Origin of the sequence: Viridibacillus sp. NPDC093762, assembly GCF_050279675.1 — a bacterium.
Classification (GTDB): Bacteria; Bacillota; Bacilli; order Bacillales_A; family Planococcaceae; genus Viridibacillus.
Genome location: NZ_JBNNUK010000007.1, coordinates 1 through 16,220, shown reverse-complemented (window position 1 = coordinate 16,220; position 16,220 = coordinate 1). Strand labels below are relative to the sequence as shown.

Annotated in this window: 22 protein-coding genes; 18 read left to right on the top strand and 4 right to left on the bottom strand. The window is 35.3% G+C overall.

All coding sequences use genetic code 11. The features are described 5' to 3' along the window. Nucleotides 1–3 precede the first annotated feature (3 nt). From ACQKM9_RS10605 to ACQKM9_RS10565, 9 genes are all read left to right on the top strand, one after another. Entirely contained in the window at nucleotides 4–378 is a 375-nt protein-coding gene (locus tag ACQKM9_RS10605) for a hypothetical protein (RefSeq protein WP_427734332.1), read from the top strand. Between the two features lie 87 nt (nucleotides 379–465). Continuing rightward, the gene (locus ACQKM9_RS10600; protein WP_427734331.1) at nucleotides 466–1,374 is read left to right on the top strand and encodes a stage III sporulation protein AE; all 909 of its coding nucleotides are present in this window, start codon (nucleotides 466–468) and stop codon (nucleotides 1,372–1,374) included. Between the two features lie 251 nt (nucleotides 1,375–1,625). Then, nucleotides 1,626–2,063 (top strand): hypothetical protein, encoded by a 438-nt coding sequence (locus ACQKM9_RS10595; RefSeq protein WP_427734330.1) that lies wholly within the window; start codon nucleotides 1,626–1,628, stop codon nucleotides 2,061–2,063. Next, the gene (locus ACQKM9_RS10590) at nucleotides 2,060–2,608 is read left to right on the top strand and encodes a SpoIIIAH-like family protein (protein WP_427734329.1); all 549 of its coding nucleotides are present in this window, start codon (nucleotides 2,060–2,062) and stop codon (nucleotides 2,606–2,608) included. Before ACQKM9_RS10595 ends, ACQKM9_RS10590 begins: the two co-directional genes overlap by 4 nt. A gap of 119 nt (nucleotides 2,609–2,727) precedes the next feature. Continuing rightward, nucleotides 2,728–3,219 carry an acetyl-CoA carboxylase biotin carboxyl carrier protein gene (gene accB, locus ACQKM9_RS10585; RefSeq protein WP_427734328.1) on the top strand — a complete coding sequence of 164 codons (492 nt, stop codon included), beginning with the start codon at nucleotides 2,728–2,730 and terminating at the stop codon, nucleotides 3,217–3,219. A 15-nt stretch (nucleotides 3,220–3,234) separates the two neighbouring features. Beyond that, nucleotides 3,235–4,590, top strand: coding sequence for an acetyl-CoA carboxylase biotin carboxylase subunit (accC, locus tag ACQKM9_RS10580; protein WP_427734327.1), 1,356 nt, complete (start codon nucleotides 3,235–3,237; stop codon nucleotides 4,588–4,590). A 16-nt stretch (nucleotides 4,591–4,606) separates the two neighbouring features. Continuing rightward, nucleotides 4,607–5,014 carry an Asp23/Gls24 family envelope stress response protein gene (locus ACQKM9_RS10575; protein ID WP_427734326.1) on the top strand — a complete coding sequence of 136 codons (408 nt, stop codon included), beginning with the start codon at nucleotides 4,607–4,609 and terminating at the stop codon, nucleotides 5,012–5,014. A gap of 41 nt (nucleotides 5,015–5,055) precedes the next feature. Further along, nucleotides 5,056–5,220, top strand: a complete 165-nt coding sequence (locus ACQKM9_RS10570) for a hypothetical protein (protein ID WP_427734325.1) — start codon at nucleotides 5,056–5,058, stop codon at nucleotides 5,218–5,220. Between the two features lie 86 nt (nucleotides 5,221–5,306). Further along, a complete protein-coding gene (locus tag ACQKM9_RS10565) occupies nucleotides 5,307–5,519 on the top strand; it encodes a hypothetical protein (protein ID WP_427734324.1) in 213 nt (70 codons plus the stop codon). 42 nt (nucleotides 5,520–5,561) lie between these two features. Here the strand turns inward: ACQKM9_RS10565 and ACQKM9_RS10560 are convergent, their stop codons facing one another. Both ACQKM9_RS10560 and ACQKM9_RS10555 read right to left on the bottom strand, forming a co-directional pair. Next, the gene (locus ACQKM9_RS10560) at nucleotides 5,562–6,188 is read right to left on the bottom strand and encodes an FMN-dependent NADH-azoreductase (protein ID WP_427734323.1); all 627 of its coding nucleotides are present in this window, start codon (nucleotides 6,186–6,188) and stop codon (nucleotides 5,562–5,564) included. Nucleotides 6,189–6,277: 89 nt separating this feature from the next. After that, nucleotides 6,278–6,862 carry a DUF3238 domain-containing protein gene (locus ACQKM9_RS10555; protein ID WP_427734322.1) on the bottom strand — a complete coding sequence of 195 codons (585 nt, stop codon included), beginning with the start codon at nucleotides 6,860–6,862 and terminating at the stop codon, nucleotides 6,278–6,280. 148 nt (nucleotides 6,863–7,010) lie between these two features. On the opposite strand from ACQKM9_RS10555, the gene ACQKM9_RS10550 reads away from it, so the two are divergent. Together ACQKM9_RS10550 and ACQKM9_RS10545 are read left to right on the top strand one after the other, a co-directional pair. After that, entirely contained in the window at nucleotides 7,011–7,484 is a 474-nt protein-coding gene (locus tag ACQKM9_RS10550) for a MarR family winged helix-turn-helix transcriptional regulator (protein ID WP_427734321.1), read from the top strand. Nucleotides 7,485–7,916: 432 nt separating this feature from the next. After that, nucleotides 7,917–8,126 carry a hypothetical protein gene (locus ACQKM9_RS10545; RefSeq protein ID WP_427734320.1) on the top strand — a complete coding sequence of 70 codons (210 nt, stop codon included), beginning with the start codon at nucleotides 7,917–7,919 and terminating at the stop codon, nucleotides 8,124–8,126. Between the two features lie 266 nt (nucleotides 8,127–8,392). Here ACQKM9_RS10545 and ACQKM9_RS10540 read toward each other — a convergent pair whose 3' ends face one another. Both ACQKM9_RS10540 and ACQKM9_RS10535 read right to left on the bottom strand, forming a co-directional pair. Further along, nucleotides 8,393–8,587, bottom strand: coding sequence for a hypothetical protein (locus ACQKM9_RS10540; RefSeq protein WP_427734319.1), 195 nt, complete (start codon nucleotides 8,585–8,587; stop codon nucleotides 8,393–8,395). A 614-nt stretch (nucleotides 8,588–9,201) separates the two neighbouring features. Next, nucleotides 9,202–9,783: a TetR/AcrR family transcriptional regulator gene (locus ACQKM9_RS10535; RefSeq protein WP_427734318.1), complete on the bottom strand. Its 582-nt coding sequence runs from the start codon at nucleotides 9,781–9,783 to the stop codon at nucleotides 9,202–9,204. Nucleotides 9,784–10,058: 275 nt separating this feature from the next. Here ACQKM9_RS10535 and ACQKM9_RS10530 point away from each other — a divergent pair, with 275 nt between their 5' ends. The 7 genes from ACQKM9_RS10530 (at nucleotide 10,059) to ACQKM9_RS10500 (ending at nucleotide 15,971) form a co-directional block, all read left to right on the top strand. Beyond that, nucleotides 10,059–11,318, top strand: a complete 1,260-nt coding sequence (locus ACQKM9_RS10530; protein ID WP_427734317.1) for an MFS transporter — start codon at nucleotides 10,059–10,061, stop codon at nucleotides 11,316–11,318. Between the two features lie 100 nt (nucleotides 11,319–11,418). Then, complete coding sequence (locus tag ACQKM9_RS10525) at nucleotides 11,419–12,492, top strand: LLM class flavin-dependent oxidoreductase (protein WP_427734316.1); 1,074 nt, start codon at nucleotides 11,419–11,421, stop codon at nucleotides 12,490–12,492. A 320-nt stretch (nucleotides 12,493–12,812) separates the two neighbouring features. Beyond that, nucleotides 12,813–13,298: a DUF4825 domain-containing protein gene (locus tag ACQKM9_RS10520; protein WP_427734315.1), complete on the top strand. Its 486-nt coding sequence runs from the start codon at nucleotides 12,813–12,815 to the stop codon at nucleotides 13,296–13,298. 205 nt (nucleotides 13,299–13,503) lie between these two features. Beyond that, the gene (lepB, locus tag ACQKM9_RS10515; protein WP_427734314.1) at nucleotides 13,504–14,154 is read left to right on the top strand and encodes a signal peptidase I; all 651 of its coding nucleotides are present in this window, start codon (nucleotides 13,504–13,506) and stop codon (nucleotides 14,152–14,154) included. Between the two features lie 66 nt (nucleotides 14,155–14,220). Continuing rightward, nucleotides 14,221–14,355, top strand: coding sequence for a hypothetical protein (locus ACQKM9_RS10510; RefSeq protein WP_427734313.1), 135 nt, complete (start codon nucleotides 14,221–14,223; stop codon nucleotides 14,353–14,355). A 219-nt stretch (nucleotides 14,356–14,574) separates the two neighbouring features. Then, nucleotides 14,575–14,937, top strand: a complete 363-nt coding sequence (locus ACQKM9_RS10505) for a peptidylprolyl isomerase (protein ID WP_427734485.1) — start codon at nucleotides 14,575–14,577, stop codon at nucleotides 14,935–14,937. Nucleotides 14,938–15,152: 215 nt separating this feature from the next. Further along, a complete protein-coding gene (locus ACQKM9_RS10500; RefSeq protein WP_427734312.1) occupies nucleotides 15,153–15,971 on the top strand; it encodes a DUF3888 domain-containing protein in 819 nt (272 codons plus the stop codon). Nucleotides 15,972–16,220 lie beyond the last annotated feature (249 nt).

Genomic DNA, 16,220 nt, shown 5'->3' with positions numbered 1-16,220 from the left:
CTTATGACGATATTATTTTACGCTGTGATTATGCTTATTCTTTTAATGTTCATTCAAATGGCAATTCCTGCTCTGCATCGTGTCTTTTATACGGTGTTTTTTTTCTTATTAATGAGCTTTTTAATTATGCGTTTATTCATCCCATTTCTTCAAAGGTTATTGCATGCATTTCCAATTGAAATCCCATATTTATCGCTCATTCTAGGCAGTGCATTTATATATTTTGTTTCAACAGCCGTGTCACAACATTTAAATGACCAGGATTATGAATCACTTGCCTTTTTATCGCATACAGCGGTAAAGCTTGTTATTTTATCTCTTTGGCTAAAAGAGATAATTGAATTATTTTCAATTTGGCAACGTTTGATAGAACCGTAGTAGATAAAGGTTGTCATTTTTATGGACAAACTCTATTTAATAGAAGAAATTTTTGGGTAAACGTCAAAAAAAGATAGGAGGGCAAGATTGGACTGGTTACAGGAGATTTTGGTCGCCCCCTTCAAGGACACGCTATTTACTCTCGTTTCATTACTTTTTTACGCACTACTCTTTTTAATATTAAACTTTATAATGCCTCAATTTAAAGAGTGGACAAGGGTTTTCTTTTTTATCGCTATACTTACTACGACATTAAAGCCGGTTTATCAATCATTTACTATGATGCAGGCATTATCTGAGAATATGATTGCATTCTTTAGTGCCCTTTATCCAATATTAATGTCTGCAATGGCCATCTCATCAGGCGCTATGTCATTAATGGCGTGGCATCCTATGCTATTATTACTAATTCAATTTGCTGTATTTTTAACGGGGAGATGGCTAATCCCTTTGTTGACGGCATCTTTGATTTTTGATTTCCTATCTCGTTTCATGCCAGAAATATCTTTTGCACGAATGGCTGACTTTATACGTGTACTTGTATTAAGCGTCGTTTCTGCTACGGTCATGTGCTATTCGATGTTTCTAGTAATGAATAGTGTTGTTTCAGTATCTTTTACAGGAGCTGCACTCGGACCATTGAAAAAGATGATCCAGCAAAACATTCCGTTTATAGGTTCTTTTATAACTGAGAGTTTAAGTACATTTAGAAAATATTCATCAACTACTGCAACGGTAACGAGTACAGGTTTAATGATAGGTATATTTACTGCTGCTATTATCCCGACATTAAAAATTTTAATGTCGGGATTAAGTTTTCGTTTCTTGGCGGCATTGATGGAACCTTTTTCTGATAAAGATATTGCGAGTTTTTTAGATGATATAGGCAAAACACTATTTGTTTTGTGTGCAGTATCTTTTATTATCGCATTCGCCTTCTTTTTTACAGCGATATTAGCAGTTATACTTCTGAAACTACAAATACAAGATGGATAGGATTGGGGTTGTGGAAGTATTTTTACTTGGTCTAGTCGTCATTATATTCATTGGGAAAATTGTAAGTTTACTACTGGAGGACCCGGAAGAGTGGGTTATTCTATTGAAAATAATCGTTGCAATATGGATTTTAAAGTTTGTTTTTAATTTTTGGCATTAGTATCTCATAGATTAGAGTTAAGCTTCATACAATGATGTAGATAACAGGAAAGATGTGAAGAGGGGGATGACTAGCTCGAGCGGTGCAGAATATGAAAAAAACGTCAATTTACTATGTAGGAATATTGATGGCAATTGTCATCATTATTGTAGCCATGTTTTCATACAATAATGATAATCCTATGAAAACATCGTCTAAAGGAGAGAATGTATCTACTAATGAAGCGGAACAGCTAGCGGTCATTTTATCAAGGATTGACAAAGTTGGGGAAGTTGAGATTTATTTTTATGCAGGTGGACAAACGGCACAAGATGTAAAAAAAGAATCTTCATCCTTAGAGAATTATTTCAGCTGGTCTAATACAACTGGACAAGAAAGTGGGCAAGTAACTGGAGTATTAGTTGTTGCGGAAGGAGCGAATGACATCGCGGTAAAGAATGAATTAGTAACTACGCTGACAAAAGTGCTGGAAATTCCGGCACACCGAATTGTTGTAATGCCTATGGAAAAGAGAGGGGAAATAAAATGAGAGTAAAAAAGAGAGCAGTTTGGTTTTTAACTTTATTGAGTTTAGCAGCAGTTATTTCAGTTTATTATCTTATGAATCCAGCACAACCATTTAATGGCCTTAAAATCTTCTCAGATAGCACATTAAATAATACCGCAGTTGATGATATTGCTAAACTAACAGGAAATGATAAAACACCTGTTACAGCACAAAGTGACTTATTTGAAGAAATGCGTATGGAGCTACTAAATCAGCGTAGTCAATTGAAAAAAACTCTAACACAAAAAATAGCTTCGGATAAGAATACAGCTGAAGAAAAGAATGAAGCATATAACGAGATGGATGTTATTGTTAAGAAGGAATCTAATGAAGCGATGTTAGAATTGCTCATTAAAACTTTAGGTTATTCAGATGCATTTGTACGAGCTGAAGATAATCGAATTCGTGTTACAGTACAGTCTGCTGAATTATCAAAATCAAAAGCAGATGAGATCGTATACACGGTTAAAAAAGAGGTACCTACAGCTGGCCAAATAGTAGTAGATTTTAAATCTGAGTCTTTTTAACGGAAAAATAACGATATTGTCTTGAATAATTCCTATTTTCAATTATCTATTTAAAAAAACCCCAAAACACGATAGAATAAGTAGTGTATTATATTTCACAAGATTAAGGGGAGTAATTTATGTTGAAAATTCAGGAAATTCGAGAAATTATTAAATTAGTCGACTCATCTTCAATTGACGAGTTCGTTTATGAGGTAGCAGATACAAAAGTAAAACTTAAAAAACATAGCGGTGTGGCAGTTGTAACTGAAGCGCCAGTAGTTAAAGTAGCTCCAGTTGCAGCGCCAGCACCAGTAGCGGCTCCAGCAACACCAGTTGCAGCAGCACCAGTAGTGGCTGAAGAAGCACCAGCTCCAGCAGTTGATGCATCATTATACAAAATCACTTCACCAATGGTAGGAACTTTCTATCAAGCTCCTAACCCTGAATCACCAGCTTTCGTAAAAGTTGGAGATAAAGTAGGCGAAGAAGCAGTAGTATGTATCGTTGAAGCAATGAAATTATTTAATGAAATCGAAGCAGAAGTTAGTGGCGAAATCGTTGAAATTCTTGTTAAAGACGGCGATTTAGTTGAATACGGTCAACCTCTGTTCCTAGTAAAAGAGAACTAAGGGAGGCCTATTTAAATGAAAAAAGTATTAATTGCAAACCGTGGGGAAATCGCGGTACGTATTATTCGAGCATGTAAAGAATTAGATATTCAGTCTGTAGCTGTGTTTTCAGAAGCAGATCGAGATGCACTTCACGTTCAATTAGCCGATGAAGCATATTGCATCGGACCAAAACTTTCTAGTGATAGTTATTTAAAAATTAGTAGTATACTAAGTGTTGCTCAAAAAACTGGCTGTGATGGGATTCACCCAGGATATGGCTTCTTAGCAGAGAATGCTAGTTTTGCAGAAGCATGTGAAGATGCTGGTATTACTTTTATTGGACCAACTTCAGATGCCATCAAAATGATGGGCATTAAAGATATAGCAAAAGACTCAATGATTAAAGCAGGTGTACCGACAGTTCCAGGTTCAGCTGGTATAGTTGCTGATGCAGCTGAAGCAGCCGAAGTTGCGAAAGGTATTGGTTACCCAGTAATCATTAAAGCAACTGCCGGTGGTGGTGGTAAAGGGATCCGTGTAGCACGTACTGAGGAAGAATTGATTAAAGGTGTTCAAATCACTCAAAAAGAAGCGGCTGCAGCATTCGGTAACCCTGGCGTTTACTTAGAGAAATTCATCGAGGATTTCCGTCACTGTGAAATCCAAATACTAGCGGACAACTATGGCAATACAATTCACCTAGGTGAACGTGATTGTACAGTTCAACGTCGTATGCAAAAACTTGTTGAAGAAGCTCCGTCTCCTGCACTTTCTGAGGAACGTCGTGCTGAGATGGGTGAGGCTGCAGTTAAGGCTGCGTTAGCTTGTGGATACCGCGGTGCTGGTACGGTAGAATTCATCTTTGACTACCATGAAGACAAGTTTTACTTCATGGAAATGAATACACGTATTCAAGTAGAGCATCCAGTAACTGAAATGATTACAGGTATTGATCTTGTTCAACAACAGCTTAAGATTGCTTCTGGCGAGAAATTAGTGTATAAACAAGAAGATGTGAAAGTGAATGGTTGGGCGATGGAATGTCGTATTAATGCAGAAAATCCATCTAAAAACTTTATGCCTTCACCGGGTAAAGTAGAAGATTATATAGCTCCAGGTGGTTACGGTGTCCGTATCGACTCAGCTATGTATCCAGGATATAGTATTCCTCCGTTCTACGATTCAATGGTTGCAAAATTGATTGTACATGCAGATACACGTGAAGAAGCAATTGCTAAGATGAAACGCGCATTAGGTGAATTTATTGTTGAAGGACCAGGCATTCAAACAACAATTCCTTTCCACGCTAAATTAATGGATCATGAGGTATTCAAAAAAGGTAATTTCAATACGAAATTCCTTGAAGAAAATGACGTCATGAATTCATAAGAAAGGGGCGAATTCTATGGCTGAAAAAGTTATACAATCATTACCTCAAAGCACTCCTGCTGGTAAAGAAGAGCTAGGTAAGATTGAAGTAGCGCCTGAAGTTATTGAAGTTATTGCAGGAATTGCTACTACAGAAGTGGAAGGCGTTTCTGGTACAAGAGGAAACTTCGCTACAGGCGTAGTAGAAAAATTCGGTAAAAAGGTTCATGGGAAAGGTATTAAAACCGAATGGACTGAGACGGGATTAATCGTAGATGTATATTGTTTCGTACAATATGGAGCATCTGTTGCGAAAGTAGCTCAACAAGTTCAAACCCAGATTCGTGAAGCTATTTTTAATATGACATCTCTTGCAACTCAAGAGGTAAATGTACATATTACCGGCATTCAATTTGATCAATTGAACGATGCAAAAACTGAATAATATCAACAAACACCACTTCTTTTGAAGTGGTGTTTTTGATTTTGGTGAAAAAAATTATCATCACGAAAGATCTAGAAAAAGCAATTGAAGAGGCAAAAGAAATTGATAAAGAGGATTATACAGCTGAAAGTATAGAACTTCTAAATACTACGTTAACTAAAGCAGAAGAAGTTCTAGCAAATAAAATTCAACTCGACAAGAAGTAGATGAAGTAAAAGCTTCATTAAAAGCTGCTAAAAAGGGTTTAGTTGAAATAGATTTAACTCAAGTGATTACTGTAAAAGATAAATATTTGAGTAATTCTATTAAGAAAACATCGAGGTTATCTGATGATATAACTCTTGCTGATATGTATAAACTGACAACTTTAACAAGTGAATCAAGAAGAGCTAGGTCTCTTGAAGGTTTAGAACATGCTAAAAACCTAGGGAAAGTAAACATCTCAATCGGGCTATTACTTCCCGAAAATAGTGAAGTAAGCAAAAAAACAGTACCACCGCTATAAAAGTGTTGGTACTGTTATATTTAACGATAAGTGTTTAGTTATTTAGAACGTACTTGCTAATTTATCAGCTTTTTCAAGCCCTGCGGAAATAATTTCTTCTGCTTTATCTGGGAATTGGTTGTGACCTTCAATAATTACTTTCTCTATATCTTTTACACCGAAAAAGCCCATCATACTTGCTACATATTTAACAGCCATTTCTAATTCAGCCGCTGCTCCATTAGAGTATACACCGCCACTTGCATTTAATAATGCAATTTTCTTATTACTAAGAAGCCCTACAGGTCCTTCTGGCGTATATTTAAATGTTTTCCCTGCGCGATTTAAGTAATCAATATATGTGTGTAGTACAGCTGGAATTGTTAAGTTCCATAATGGGAAACCAAATACAACTTTATCAGCTGCAAGGAATTGTTCTAAATATTTATCAGCCACAGCTACTGCTTTTGCTTCCTTTTCTGTTAATTCCAGTCCTTTTCCAGCCTTAAATGTGCCGTTAATCATATCTACTCCTACATATGGCAATTCTTCTTTGTATAAATCAAGTTCTACCACTGTCTCATTTGGATTGGAGTCTTTATAGCTCGCTAAAAAAGCCTCATATAATTTTACGCTAACAGCTTGATTTGTTGGACGATTGTTTGCTTTTACGAATAAAACGGTTGTCATTCTTTTTTCCTCCTGTTGCTTCCTCTAAAGTTACTTATCCCCAGCGGAATGTTTCTTGTTTAAATTTTCTTAACGTATGTTTTCCCATTTTATAATATCTTTTTAAAACTATATTCCATTTCTCCAGCTAGAGCTTCAGGCGTATCACCAGTTTTTCTAAAATCATGTGTATAAATTTGTTCAAACGGATCAAAATTGACTTGCTTATAAAATTCAAAACAAGGGAATCCATCATGTGCTCCTTGAATATCGATTCTACCATCTTTTTTGACTTGTACAGTCAATAGGTAGTCGACAGGAGGAGCATATATATTTAAAGGATTGCTAGCACTTGCACTCATTTGAAATTTAACATCATCAGAACTCCATACAACATTAGTGCATAAAATACTTTCTGTACTAGCTTTCCCTGTTCTTTGATGAATAGAATTATCCGGATTAATAACTTTTTCTGTTGTTATACCAGTGTTCGCATATGAGAAAATTTCCTTCTTATAAAAATCTACAACTACTTCTTGTTCAACTCTGGAACGCATAGTGTTTACTGCATATGGTGTAAATTCACGTGAGTCGCCTTCGAATTGGATTACTTTTCCTGTCTGAATATCTTTCTTAGGTTCAGTCCAAGACATTGGAATAAATACACTCGCTCTAACTTTTACAATATTAATCATATAGAACCTCCTTAGAGAATTGATATTGGGATTACTTGTTATTTTTCTACATAAACAATATAGTCAACTTGATTGACTACATTGAGCATAGTACAATGGTATTTAAATAAAGTCAACTTAATTTACTATATTTAAGGAGTTTTTATGTATGAATCATCAATTATTTAGTAAATTCGATCTTACATCACTTTTGTCATTATCCTTTAGTGCATCGATTAATGAACTACATGAAAGATTAAGTGAATTAGGATTTGGAGATTTCAGACCTGCACATGGCTTTATTTTTAAATGTATTATTCCTAATGGAGCTACAGGTGTAGAACTATCTGAGTATTTAGGAATTACCAAGCAGGCTGTAAGTAAAATGGTGGATTATCTCGAAAAAAGTGGTTATGTTATGCGTCAAACTCATCCCACTGATAAAAGAGGGAAAATTATTGTTTTGACTGAACGAGGTTGGTTAGTAGTGAAAGCAAAAGAGAAAATACTAAATGAGATTGAGGGACGCTGGAGTGAAAATATAGGTAATGAACGAATGCAAATGCTCAAAGAAGATTTATCAAAATTAATTTCCGAAGAAAATAAAGGTGAATTATCATCGTTTGTAAGACCTATTTGGTGAATTTTAATCCTATAAATGGGATTTTTAGGTAGGTTTAAGTTCTTGCAAATAGTGTCGCATTCCTGTAACTATGTTTTCAATTTATCTACTTTACGATTTAAGAACACATAAAAAAGTCAACTATCATTATTTTTTATTCAGGAATTAAGACTGGACTATTTATTTCTGTATTAGTGGACTAACAAGATAGTATAGGATGTCTTATTTACTGGACAAAGTTGAGAGCGTTAATCCAAGAAGGATTAGTACTTTATTTTATTGAATTTGTTGGACTAACGGGTAGTTTAGTTCAATAAGATACCTTTCATCTGTTTAATTGAGTGCCAGCTCATGTTATAATGAGTAGCTTAAGGTAATTACTAATGTTACTTATAATTGAACGGAAGCCAAGAATAGCCTCCGCATAGCGATAAAATATGGAGGTGTAAGAGAATGAATAAACAATGGACAATTGGTAAAATCAAAGAATTTGTTGAGAAAAATTCGGATAGTAAGTTGCTAACTACGGAATATCACGGTTTTTCTCAAAAGTTATTATTTAAATGTGCATGTGATAGCAACTTTGAAAAAACATTTAAAAAATTTAAAAATAATAACCAACGTAAATGTGACGTATGCCAACCGCCAAAAGCGACACGATAACGTATAGCGACTAAACGAAGTGCCAATTTCTATTAAAGAGAAGTTGGCACTATTTTTATATTATAGTGAGAATATTAGTGGACTTTTATTGGACTAGCGGTTACTTTAGTAGAAAATCATAAAAAAAGCATTCAGGAAACTGAACTGTCCCCTTGAATGCTTTTTCACTTCTCTTTTTTTAGAGTAGATTTCCTATATAGGTCTAATCTGTCCATCTGTTAGCCAGACTTTGACACCGAGGCGATAGATGCCCGATTTTTTAGAAATTAGACACCCATTTTTCTACGAGTATTGCTTGTTTTTTTCGCTTGCTGACTTTTCATTTTTTTTGTTGAAAGGTCGGCATTTTTCTGTCCTTTATTAGGAGAAGATTGGTTCTTTTTGTTTTCAAGCTGCTGCTTCACAGCATCTTTCAGGCTGATTTTCTTTTTTGGTGCTTCAGATTGATTATTCTCGGTCATAAGAAATTCCTCCTTTTGGAATATGATAGTTAGTCAAGTATAATCTATTTTCGCCTATTTGTGAAATATAGCTTTAAATTAAAGAGAGCAACTTTTTTATATGTTGCTCTAAAAGATTAAAGATCATTAACAACCTGTACAGTTAAACCATTATCAGGTGCAGCGTTTATTTTGATTAAACTTCATTTCAAGCTATGGCTTTTTATCTGGAAAAAAAACAAGGTTTTCAGATGATTTTTAATCGAAATTTATCTCAAAGAGTCAGCATGGTCTCACACCAATATAGAAGATCCAATAGTAATGTCACTTCAAATGGACTATGAATCTAAGACACTTTGATAGATCTATTCTGATCAGTTTAGCAAAAATACAATGCTTTATGGATGGATATCGTACTGAATGTGAACTTTCAGGTGATAGGGTGTCCTTATTACCAGCTTGTAGACATTTTGCCAATTTATATGGTTATGTCCTTATATTAAGATTTGTATTGTCAAAAAGATATTTTAATTTCACAATAGACAGACAACTCCTTATTTTTTAAAATCGCATCATTTTCATTCAAGCTACAGTTCTATAAAAGTATAGTTTCCGTAGTTTCATATACAATCATGTCACTTAAGTAATGTGAGCGTCGCTGCTATTGCATTGTCGACAAATGAACGTTGGGGGCGAGATTTCATCATAACTGTTAGACCGATTAACGCTACAATCATTGCCTGTGCCAAAGGCTTTGCATCTGTGTTGGCTTCCAACTCACCTGATTGGATTCCCCGCTCGATTGTCTCCTGAAAAATGACGGCTAGGTACATTTGATGTTCTCTGGTTAAGATTTCAAATTTCTCATCATGAGGTGCTAGTTCAACCATTGTATTGATACAAAAACAACCTTTACTAAGATCTTTTGCGTATTCTTCCATGACGACATCTGCAAAGAAAATAGAAAATGCCTCTTTTACAGAGGAGTGACTTTGAAGCTTAGTTCGTATATCAGAGGCTCGAGACATTGTATATCTACGAAGTGCGGCTTCAAATAATTCTTTCTTATCTCCAAAAGTCGAATAAATACTAGGGCGTTGAATACCCATTCTAGAAGTAAGATCACTTAATGAGGTAGCCTCATATCCCTTCTCCCAAAATAACTGCATTGCTGCATCTAAAACTTGATCCTCATCAAATTCACGGGTTCTTGCCATTAAGAATTCACCTCTTCAAACTTTGATTTTATTAATTGCTTTAGGATGTATGTGTAGGTAATTACAATTGTCCTTTTTAATACCAAACAGTATGTAATTATTATATTATTAGCCATTCACCATGTCAAACCATGCTCTATTTATTTAATGTAATATTAACTTTAATTCAAATAAATTGTTGACATAATGAATATGGTTAAGATATATTTACCAGTAATTATATTGTACCGAACGGTATGTTATGATTAAAAAATAATATGATTGGGGGTTAAGGTGTGTGCGAAACAGAGACGAATCTAGAAAATGATCCACACTACACCGAGATAAGTGATAAATATTCCATAACGAAACCTAATGTGAATCAACAACCATCCATGTCTCGCGCGTTGGCATTATTGTTTGCGATTGCCTGTGGAATGTCTGTTGCCAATATTTACTTTGCACAGCCGTTGCTTGATCAACTATCTAATGAGTTTGGTATTGACCATTCCATTATCGGTGTCGTTATTACCATCACACAGATTTTTTATGGATTGGGTTTACTACTACTCGTGCCGCTTGGAGATTTACTAAACCAGCGACGTCTAATTGTCGGCCAGATGCTATTATCTATAACAGCTCTGGTTATAGTTGGTACTGCCTTCTCTAGCATGGTACTTTTCGCAGGTATGGCTTTGGTGGGGCTGCTTGCAGTTGTGACACAGACTCTTGTGGCGTTTGCAGCGAACATCGCTTCCCCTATAGAACGAGGTCGTGTCGTTGGCATTGTAACAAGTGGGATAGTCATTGGCATACTTCTCGCACGGACTTTTGCTGGTATATTAACAGATCTTGCGGGTTGGCGTTCCGTATATCTAGTTTCTGCTGCGCTCATGCTTTTGATGGTTTGTATGTTTTTAAAGTTGTTGCCCAATGTTGAGCGCGAGGTAAAATCACTATCCTATTCTCAGTTGATTAGATCGGTGCTTGCTTTGTTTATTCAAGAACGAACATTACGAGTTCGCTCCGTTCTAGGCATGCTGATTTTTGCTGATTTCAGCATTTTGTGGACTTCACTAGTACTGCCACTTAGCACACCACCAATTGCACTATCTCATAGTGCAATTGGTGCTTTCGGTCTTGTAGGTGTGGCTGGAGCATTAGCTGCGGCACGAGCAGGGAAATTGGCCGATCGAGGTTACGGACAACGAACGACAGGTATTGCTTTAGCTCTATTATTAATTTCATGGTTGTTCATCAGTTATATAGAGCAGTCATTAATCGCATTAGTGATAGGTATAGTTCTACTTGATTTGGCCGTACAGGCAATACATGTTACAAATCAAACCATGATCCTTCCATTGCGTACAGAAGCACGGAGTCGACTTACTGCTGGGTATATGGTGTTTTATTCTATCGGCAGTGCTAGCGGTTCCATTGCTTCGACTCAAATCTACGCACACTTTGGCTGGAGAGGGGTTTCTTTACTCGGAGCCTCTGTCAGTGCTTTGGCTCTTCTTTTTTGGGCTATGACCAGCCGAGTTAAGACTTCGTGAAATAAACATGTGTTAGCCAATATGAATAACACATTACTACCATAAAGGAAATGACTAATTTTGTAGGCTTAAAATCTAATTAAACTAGGAGAGATAACAAATGGAAATAGGTATTACGTCTTTTGTAGAAACGAAACCAGATGTTCATAGTGGTGAAGTGATAAGTCACGCACAGCGATTGCGTGACGTTGTCGAAGAAATCGTTCTTGCTGATCAAGTAGGACTTGATGTATTTGGCGTTGGTGAGCACCATAGGAAGGATTATGCAGCATCCTCTCCAGCGATGGTTCTATCAGCGGCGGCACCACAAACGAAAAAGATACGGCTCACGAGTGCAGTAACCGTGCTTTCTTCAGCAGATCCTGTGCGCGTTTTTCAGGATTTTTCTACACTGGATGGCATTTCAAATGGACGCGCAGAGATTATGGCGGGGCGTGGTTCCTTTATTGAATCCTTTCCATTGTTTGGCTATAACTTGAATGACTATGATGAACTGTTTGAAGAACATTTGGAATTACTGCTCAAAATACGTCAGTCCGAAAAAGTGACTTGGGAAGGCGGACATCGACCAGCAATCAATAATTTAGGTGTGTATCCAAGACCTGTTCAAAATCCTTTACCGATATGGGTTGGTAGCGGTGGAAATCAGGAGTCTGCTATCCGTGCCGGTCTTCTGGGATTACCACTTATGCTGGCGATTATTGGTGGTAGCCCAATGCAATTTGCACCAATCGTACAGCTATATAAGAAAGCTGCGGCTCAGGCTGGTCATGATGTATCAAAACTTCAGGTGGGATCTCATTCGATAGGATTTGTTGGAGAGAATACGGAATTGGCAGCAGATACATTTTTCCCATCCACTCAGGCAGGCATGAATAAACTTGGCAAAGAGCGGGGCTGGCCTTATTATAATCGTTCCAGCTTTGATGCTGCACGAAGTTTTGAAGGGGCATTGTATGTTGGTGATCCAGATACAGTCGCCGAAAAAATCATCCATCTTCGTAAGCATGTAGGGATTACACGCTTTATGATGTATGTTCCGTTAAGTACAATGCCACATAATCAAGTCATGCGTGCCATAGAATTGCTTGGAACAGAAGTTGCCCCACGTGTACGGGAGGAAATTGCCAAATGGAAAGCTGAAGGAGAACAGGAGACACATCCATTCCGTTAATCATTCAATAAGGATTAAATCCAGTCTCATTATCTAACTGGACAGAGAGAAATAGTAATCTAATATTAGTGATAGGTTGGAATAGTGACCAGACTAAAATGGAAGCAGCAGGCTTTAATGCTTCAACAGGAGAATACATTAAACCTAATTTGTAAGTTTTGTTCCTTATTAAGCTAACGGGGTGCTTTACTTGAAGATCATTGAGTTGCCTAGGCAGCTCTTTTTTCTTATTAAACTAACGGGTCAGGATAATTTAATAAAGGAATTGTATTTTTATAGTAAAATTAGAATGTGGATATTGAACTTAAGGGGGATAAAAAGTGAAAAGAATAACGGAATTTTTCCTTTTTTCATTGTTGATATTACTTTTCTTAAACGGATGTAATTCAAGAGAAGTAAATGAGGATATATTTCAATATAAAGATTCATATGTAGGCGATAACAGTGCAGTAGGGAATATTGTAAAACTATTGCCTAATAGTGAATATTTCAATGGGTTTGAACTTAAAACCAAAGAAGAGCCTTATGGAATACTTTTAAATTATAAAGGTATAGGTGCAGAAGAAATAGAAAAAAACTACAAAGAAACGGCAATATACAATGCTACGTTTATATTTTCGTTAGTCAAAAATGCTAAGTGGATTACATTTAATTTTGAAGACCAACAGTATAAAATAACAAAACAAGAATTAGAAAGTTGGTACGGAAAAGAATTAAGTGAATATATGAGTGAAGAAGACCTAACAAAACTCACACAAAAATATTTGGAAGATGAAAATAAAGTAAATCAGTTTTTTGAAAAATAGAATTCCTCCGCTTCAAGAAATGGAGTACTTTAGTAGAAGTTCTTTGTTCTTATTCAACTAACGGGGCAGTTTGGTTGAATATGCAGTGTTACTTTTTTGGAGGATTTTTAAATCAAATAACAGTTTATTTTTAACGGAATATTCTATGATTTAAAAGGGTTAATTGTATATTATTGGTATAATGTAAGTAAAGGAGATTATGGAGTTGAAAAAATTATTTTTAATTGGATTGGCTGTATTACTGACTGCATGTTCATCAGAGGTTACTTCGAATGAAACGAAAACGATTACAGATAAAACTACAAAATCTACGGTTGAATTAGTAGAACCTCTTGAAGATTCGTTGTTAGTGGATTGGAATTATGACAATATGGACAGAGGTAATCACGATTATGAAGCATTAGCTCATTCCAGCTTAGTCGTTGATCCTAATGACAAGGAAGTAAAACGAGGAGACGTTATTTACTTCAAATCAACCGACTTCACAGTAGAAAGCAATCCCCACTTCAATATGCCCGAAAATTACATTTCAAGAGTAGTTGGGTTACCAGGTGAAACCGTAGAAATTAAAAAAGGTCAAGTATTTATCGATGGTACAAAACTAGATACCTTTTATTCTAACGCATTAAACAGGGGAATGAGACAAGATGAATATTTCGAAAAAGTTGACCCTGCCAATAGAGGCGACGAAGAGTCTTGGAAAGAATATTTTGCAACCACTATGAAGCCTGTAAAAGTTGAAGAGAACACTTTATTTGTTTTGGGAGATAATTGGTGGAGAAGTGTCGATAGTAAAGATTTTGGGGTCTTGCCAATGGAGAAAGTTGAAGGAAAAGTTTTAGGTTATAAAAAATAGCACAAAACTATTAAACCTATTCGTATTTTAAGGTTAGCCATTTTTTAGAAAGAGAGTGGTGTGAATATGCTTAGTCGAAAATTATTTGCAGCATTTTTAACTTCAATAATTGCTGCATTACTTGTCTCATTTGTTTACGCAACAATCTTCTTCATTATAGATAGCCTAAGTAGGTATTTTGAAGAGAGTAAACAAATCTAGAAGTATTAATTGTAGAGAATTTAACAGGTAGTGGATGAAATTTACCTTATTCAACTACGATGAAAATTAATTTCTTCAAGAAATTAAAAATGACAATACTTAAGAAGCCCCCTGCTTATAGTTTAAAAAAAGAGGAGAGCGGACATTAAATAGTTGCTATTCAACTAAAGGGGCAGTTTAGTTGTAGAGTGGATGGAGGAGGTGAAGGAATTGAAAAAAATGTTTGTTTCAGTACTTTTTGCTGTGTTTATTTTATCAGCCTGTAATCCATCAAAATTAAGTTTTAGTGAAATTGAAAATGTACCTCAAAAAATTGAAGAGCATATTGATTCCAATTTAAAACTCCAATCAATTAATGACGGTACAAAAGGTTCTTATATTATTTTTCATTCCAATGGAGAAATAGAAGCAGACTTAGAACCGCAAGATAATATAGTAAATATAATATTTAATGAACTTAACCCACAAGATAAAGATATAAAGCGAAATGTATATTATTTAACTACAGATTCAAAGCACGATACAATCAATGTTCTAGTGAATGGTGAAGAAATACCTTTTGATGAGGCAACAATTTTATAATTACAAAGGGTTAGTATGATCTTTTCCAAACGGGCGGGATTGTTGAATTAGCGTACTGTTCTTATTCAACTAACGGGTGCTTTAGTAGAAGATCTTGGAGCTGTTTAGACAGCTCTTTTTTCTTGTTCAACTAAAGAGGCAGTTTAGTTGAAGATTAATTTAAAGATTTCAGGGGAAAATACTCATTAATTAAATCTATATTAAAGGAGTATTCGATGAAGAAAATCCTGGCAATATTATCTTTTGTCCTTCTTAGTATCCATATTAATAACCATCAAGTGGTTGCGGAAAAACCCCTGAATGAGGACTTATACAAAGATGCTTTGTTAACATTAATTTCAGGAAAACTTGATGCCCAAAGTGAGCAACCTGATTATAAACTTATATATGATACATTGCTTACAACCCTTGACCCATCTATACAAAAGGAAATTATTAATTATTATGGCTATCTCAAGCAATATGGTTTATATGATGCTAAGATTCTGAGTATCATCAGAGAGCCAGAGGGGCAGTTTAGCTTTATTGTCAAAGTCCAAGTCACAACATTTGAACATGCACTTGACCCTCCTTTTAGTAAGGAAACAATGACTTTTAATATAAGTCCATTTGGGGTTAAAACCATTAGCTTTAAACATGAGGGAGATAAATTAGAAAAGGATATAAATGAATTTTATAAAGCAACACTTTCAGATATAAAACAGTCTTTTAATTTGAATTTAGAGTCTTACTCTTCTTACACATACAATCAATTGCAATACCAAACAGAATTAAATAATGAATTTAAATCACTTTTAAATATTGTAGAAGAAATAGTAACCAACATTTTGCTTCCTGAGAGAAAGATACCCTATAAAAATGTTATTGACCCTGTAGCCTTTATAAAAGGCAACACAGGTTATATACTCTTTAAAAAGTCTGATGGCACAAATGTAATTTATAAAGTACAAAAGAAGGATGGTAATTGGATAGTAACAGATGAAAATAGTAAACAAGGTAAGAAAATGGATTATAAATTACCATGGTATGTATAGGGGGAATTAAGCCTACTGATTAATTCAGTTAGGCTTTTTTTATAATATAAAATGTGTGTGTATGGTTTCAGTGTGTAGTATTCGAAGCGGGCTTTCAAACTGAATTTTTAGCGGAATTGAAAGATATCGTGTCCTAATCCTTCTTCAACTAACGGGTGCTTTACTTGAAGAAGAAGGTTACTTTAAACAGATATACCAATGCGGAATTTTAAATTCCATCACTATATTGAATGAATATCTGAAGGAAAG

What these genes read in the sequence shown, in the direction of transcription:
- ACQKM9_RS10510 (WP_427734313.1), top strand. Translation starts at nt 14,221, where the DNA reads ATGCTTAGTCGAAAATTATTTGCAGCATTTTTAACTTCAATAATTGCT.
- ACQKM9_RS10540 (WP_427734319.1), bottom strand. Translation starts at nt 8,587, where the DNA reads ATGACCGAGAATAATCAATCTGAAGCACCAAAAAAGAAAATCAGCCTG.
- ACQKM9_RS10545 (WP_427734320.1), top strand. Translation starts at nt 7,917, where the DNA reads ATGAATAAACAATGGACAATTGGTAAAATCAAAGAATTTGTTGAGAAA.
- ACQKM9_RS10505 (WP_427734485.1), top strand. Translation starts at nt 14,575, where the DNA reads ATGTTTGTTTCAGTACTTTTTGCTGTGTTTATTTTATCAGCCTGTAAT.
- ACQKM9_RS10555 (WP_427734322.1), bottom strand. Translation starts at nt 6,862, where the DNA reads ATGATTAATATTGTAAAAGTTAGAGCGAGTGTATTTATTCCAATGTCT.
- ACQKM9_RS10525 (WP_427734316.1), top strand. Translation starts at nt 11,419, where the DNA reads ATGGAAATAGGTATTACGTCTTTTGTAGAAACGAAACCAGATGTTCAT.
- ACQKM9_RS10575 (WP_427734326.1), top strand. Translation starts at nt 4,607, where the DNA reads ATGGCTGAAAAAGTTATACAATCATTACCTCAAAGCACTCCTGCTGGT.
- ACQKM9_RS10590 (WP_427734329.1), top strand. Translation starts at nt 2,060, where the DNA reads ATGAGAGTAAAAAAGAGAGCAGTTTGGTTTTTAACTTTATTGAGTTTA.
- ACQKM9_RS10605 (WP_427734332.1), top strand. Translation starts at nt 4, where the DNA reads ATGACGATATTATTTTACGCTGTGATTATGCTTATTCTTTTAATGTTC.
- ACQKM9_RS10560 (WP_427734323.1), bottom strand. Translation starts at nt 6,188, where the DNA reads ATGACAACCGTTTTATTCGTAAAAGCAAACAATCGTCCAACAAATCAA.
- ACQKM9_RS10550 (WP_427734321.1), top strand. Translation starts at nt 7,011, where the DNA reads ATGAATCATCAATTATTTAGTAAATTCGATCTTACATCACTTTTGTCA.
- ACQKM9_RS10595 (WP_427734330.1), top strand. Translation starts at nt 1,626, where the DNA reads ATGAAAAAAACGTCAATTTACTATGTAGGAATATTGATGGCAATTGTC.
- ACQKM9_RS10500 (WP_427734312.1), top strand. Translation starts at nt 15,153, where the DNA reads ATGAAGAAAATCCTGGCAATATTATCTTTTGTCCTTCTTAGTATCCAT.
- accB (WP_427734328.1), top strand. Translation starts at nt 2,728, where the DNA reads ATGTTGAAAATTCAGGAAATTCGAGAAATTATTAAATTAGTCGACTCA.
- ACQKM9_RS10535 (WP_427734318.1), bottom strand. Translation starts at nt 9,783, where the DNA reads ATGGCAAGAACCCGTGAATTTGATGAGGATCAAGTTTTAGATGCAGCA.
- accC (WP_427734327.1), top strand. Translation starts at nt 3,235, where the DNA reads ATGAAAAAAGTATTAATTGCAAACCGTGGGGAAATCGCGGTACGTATT.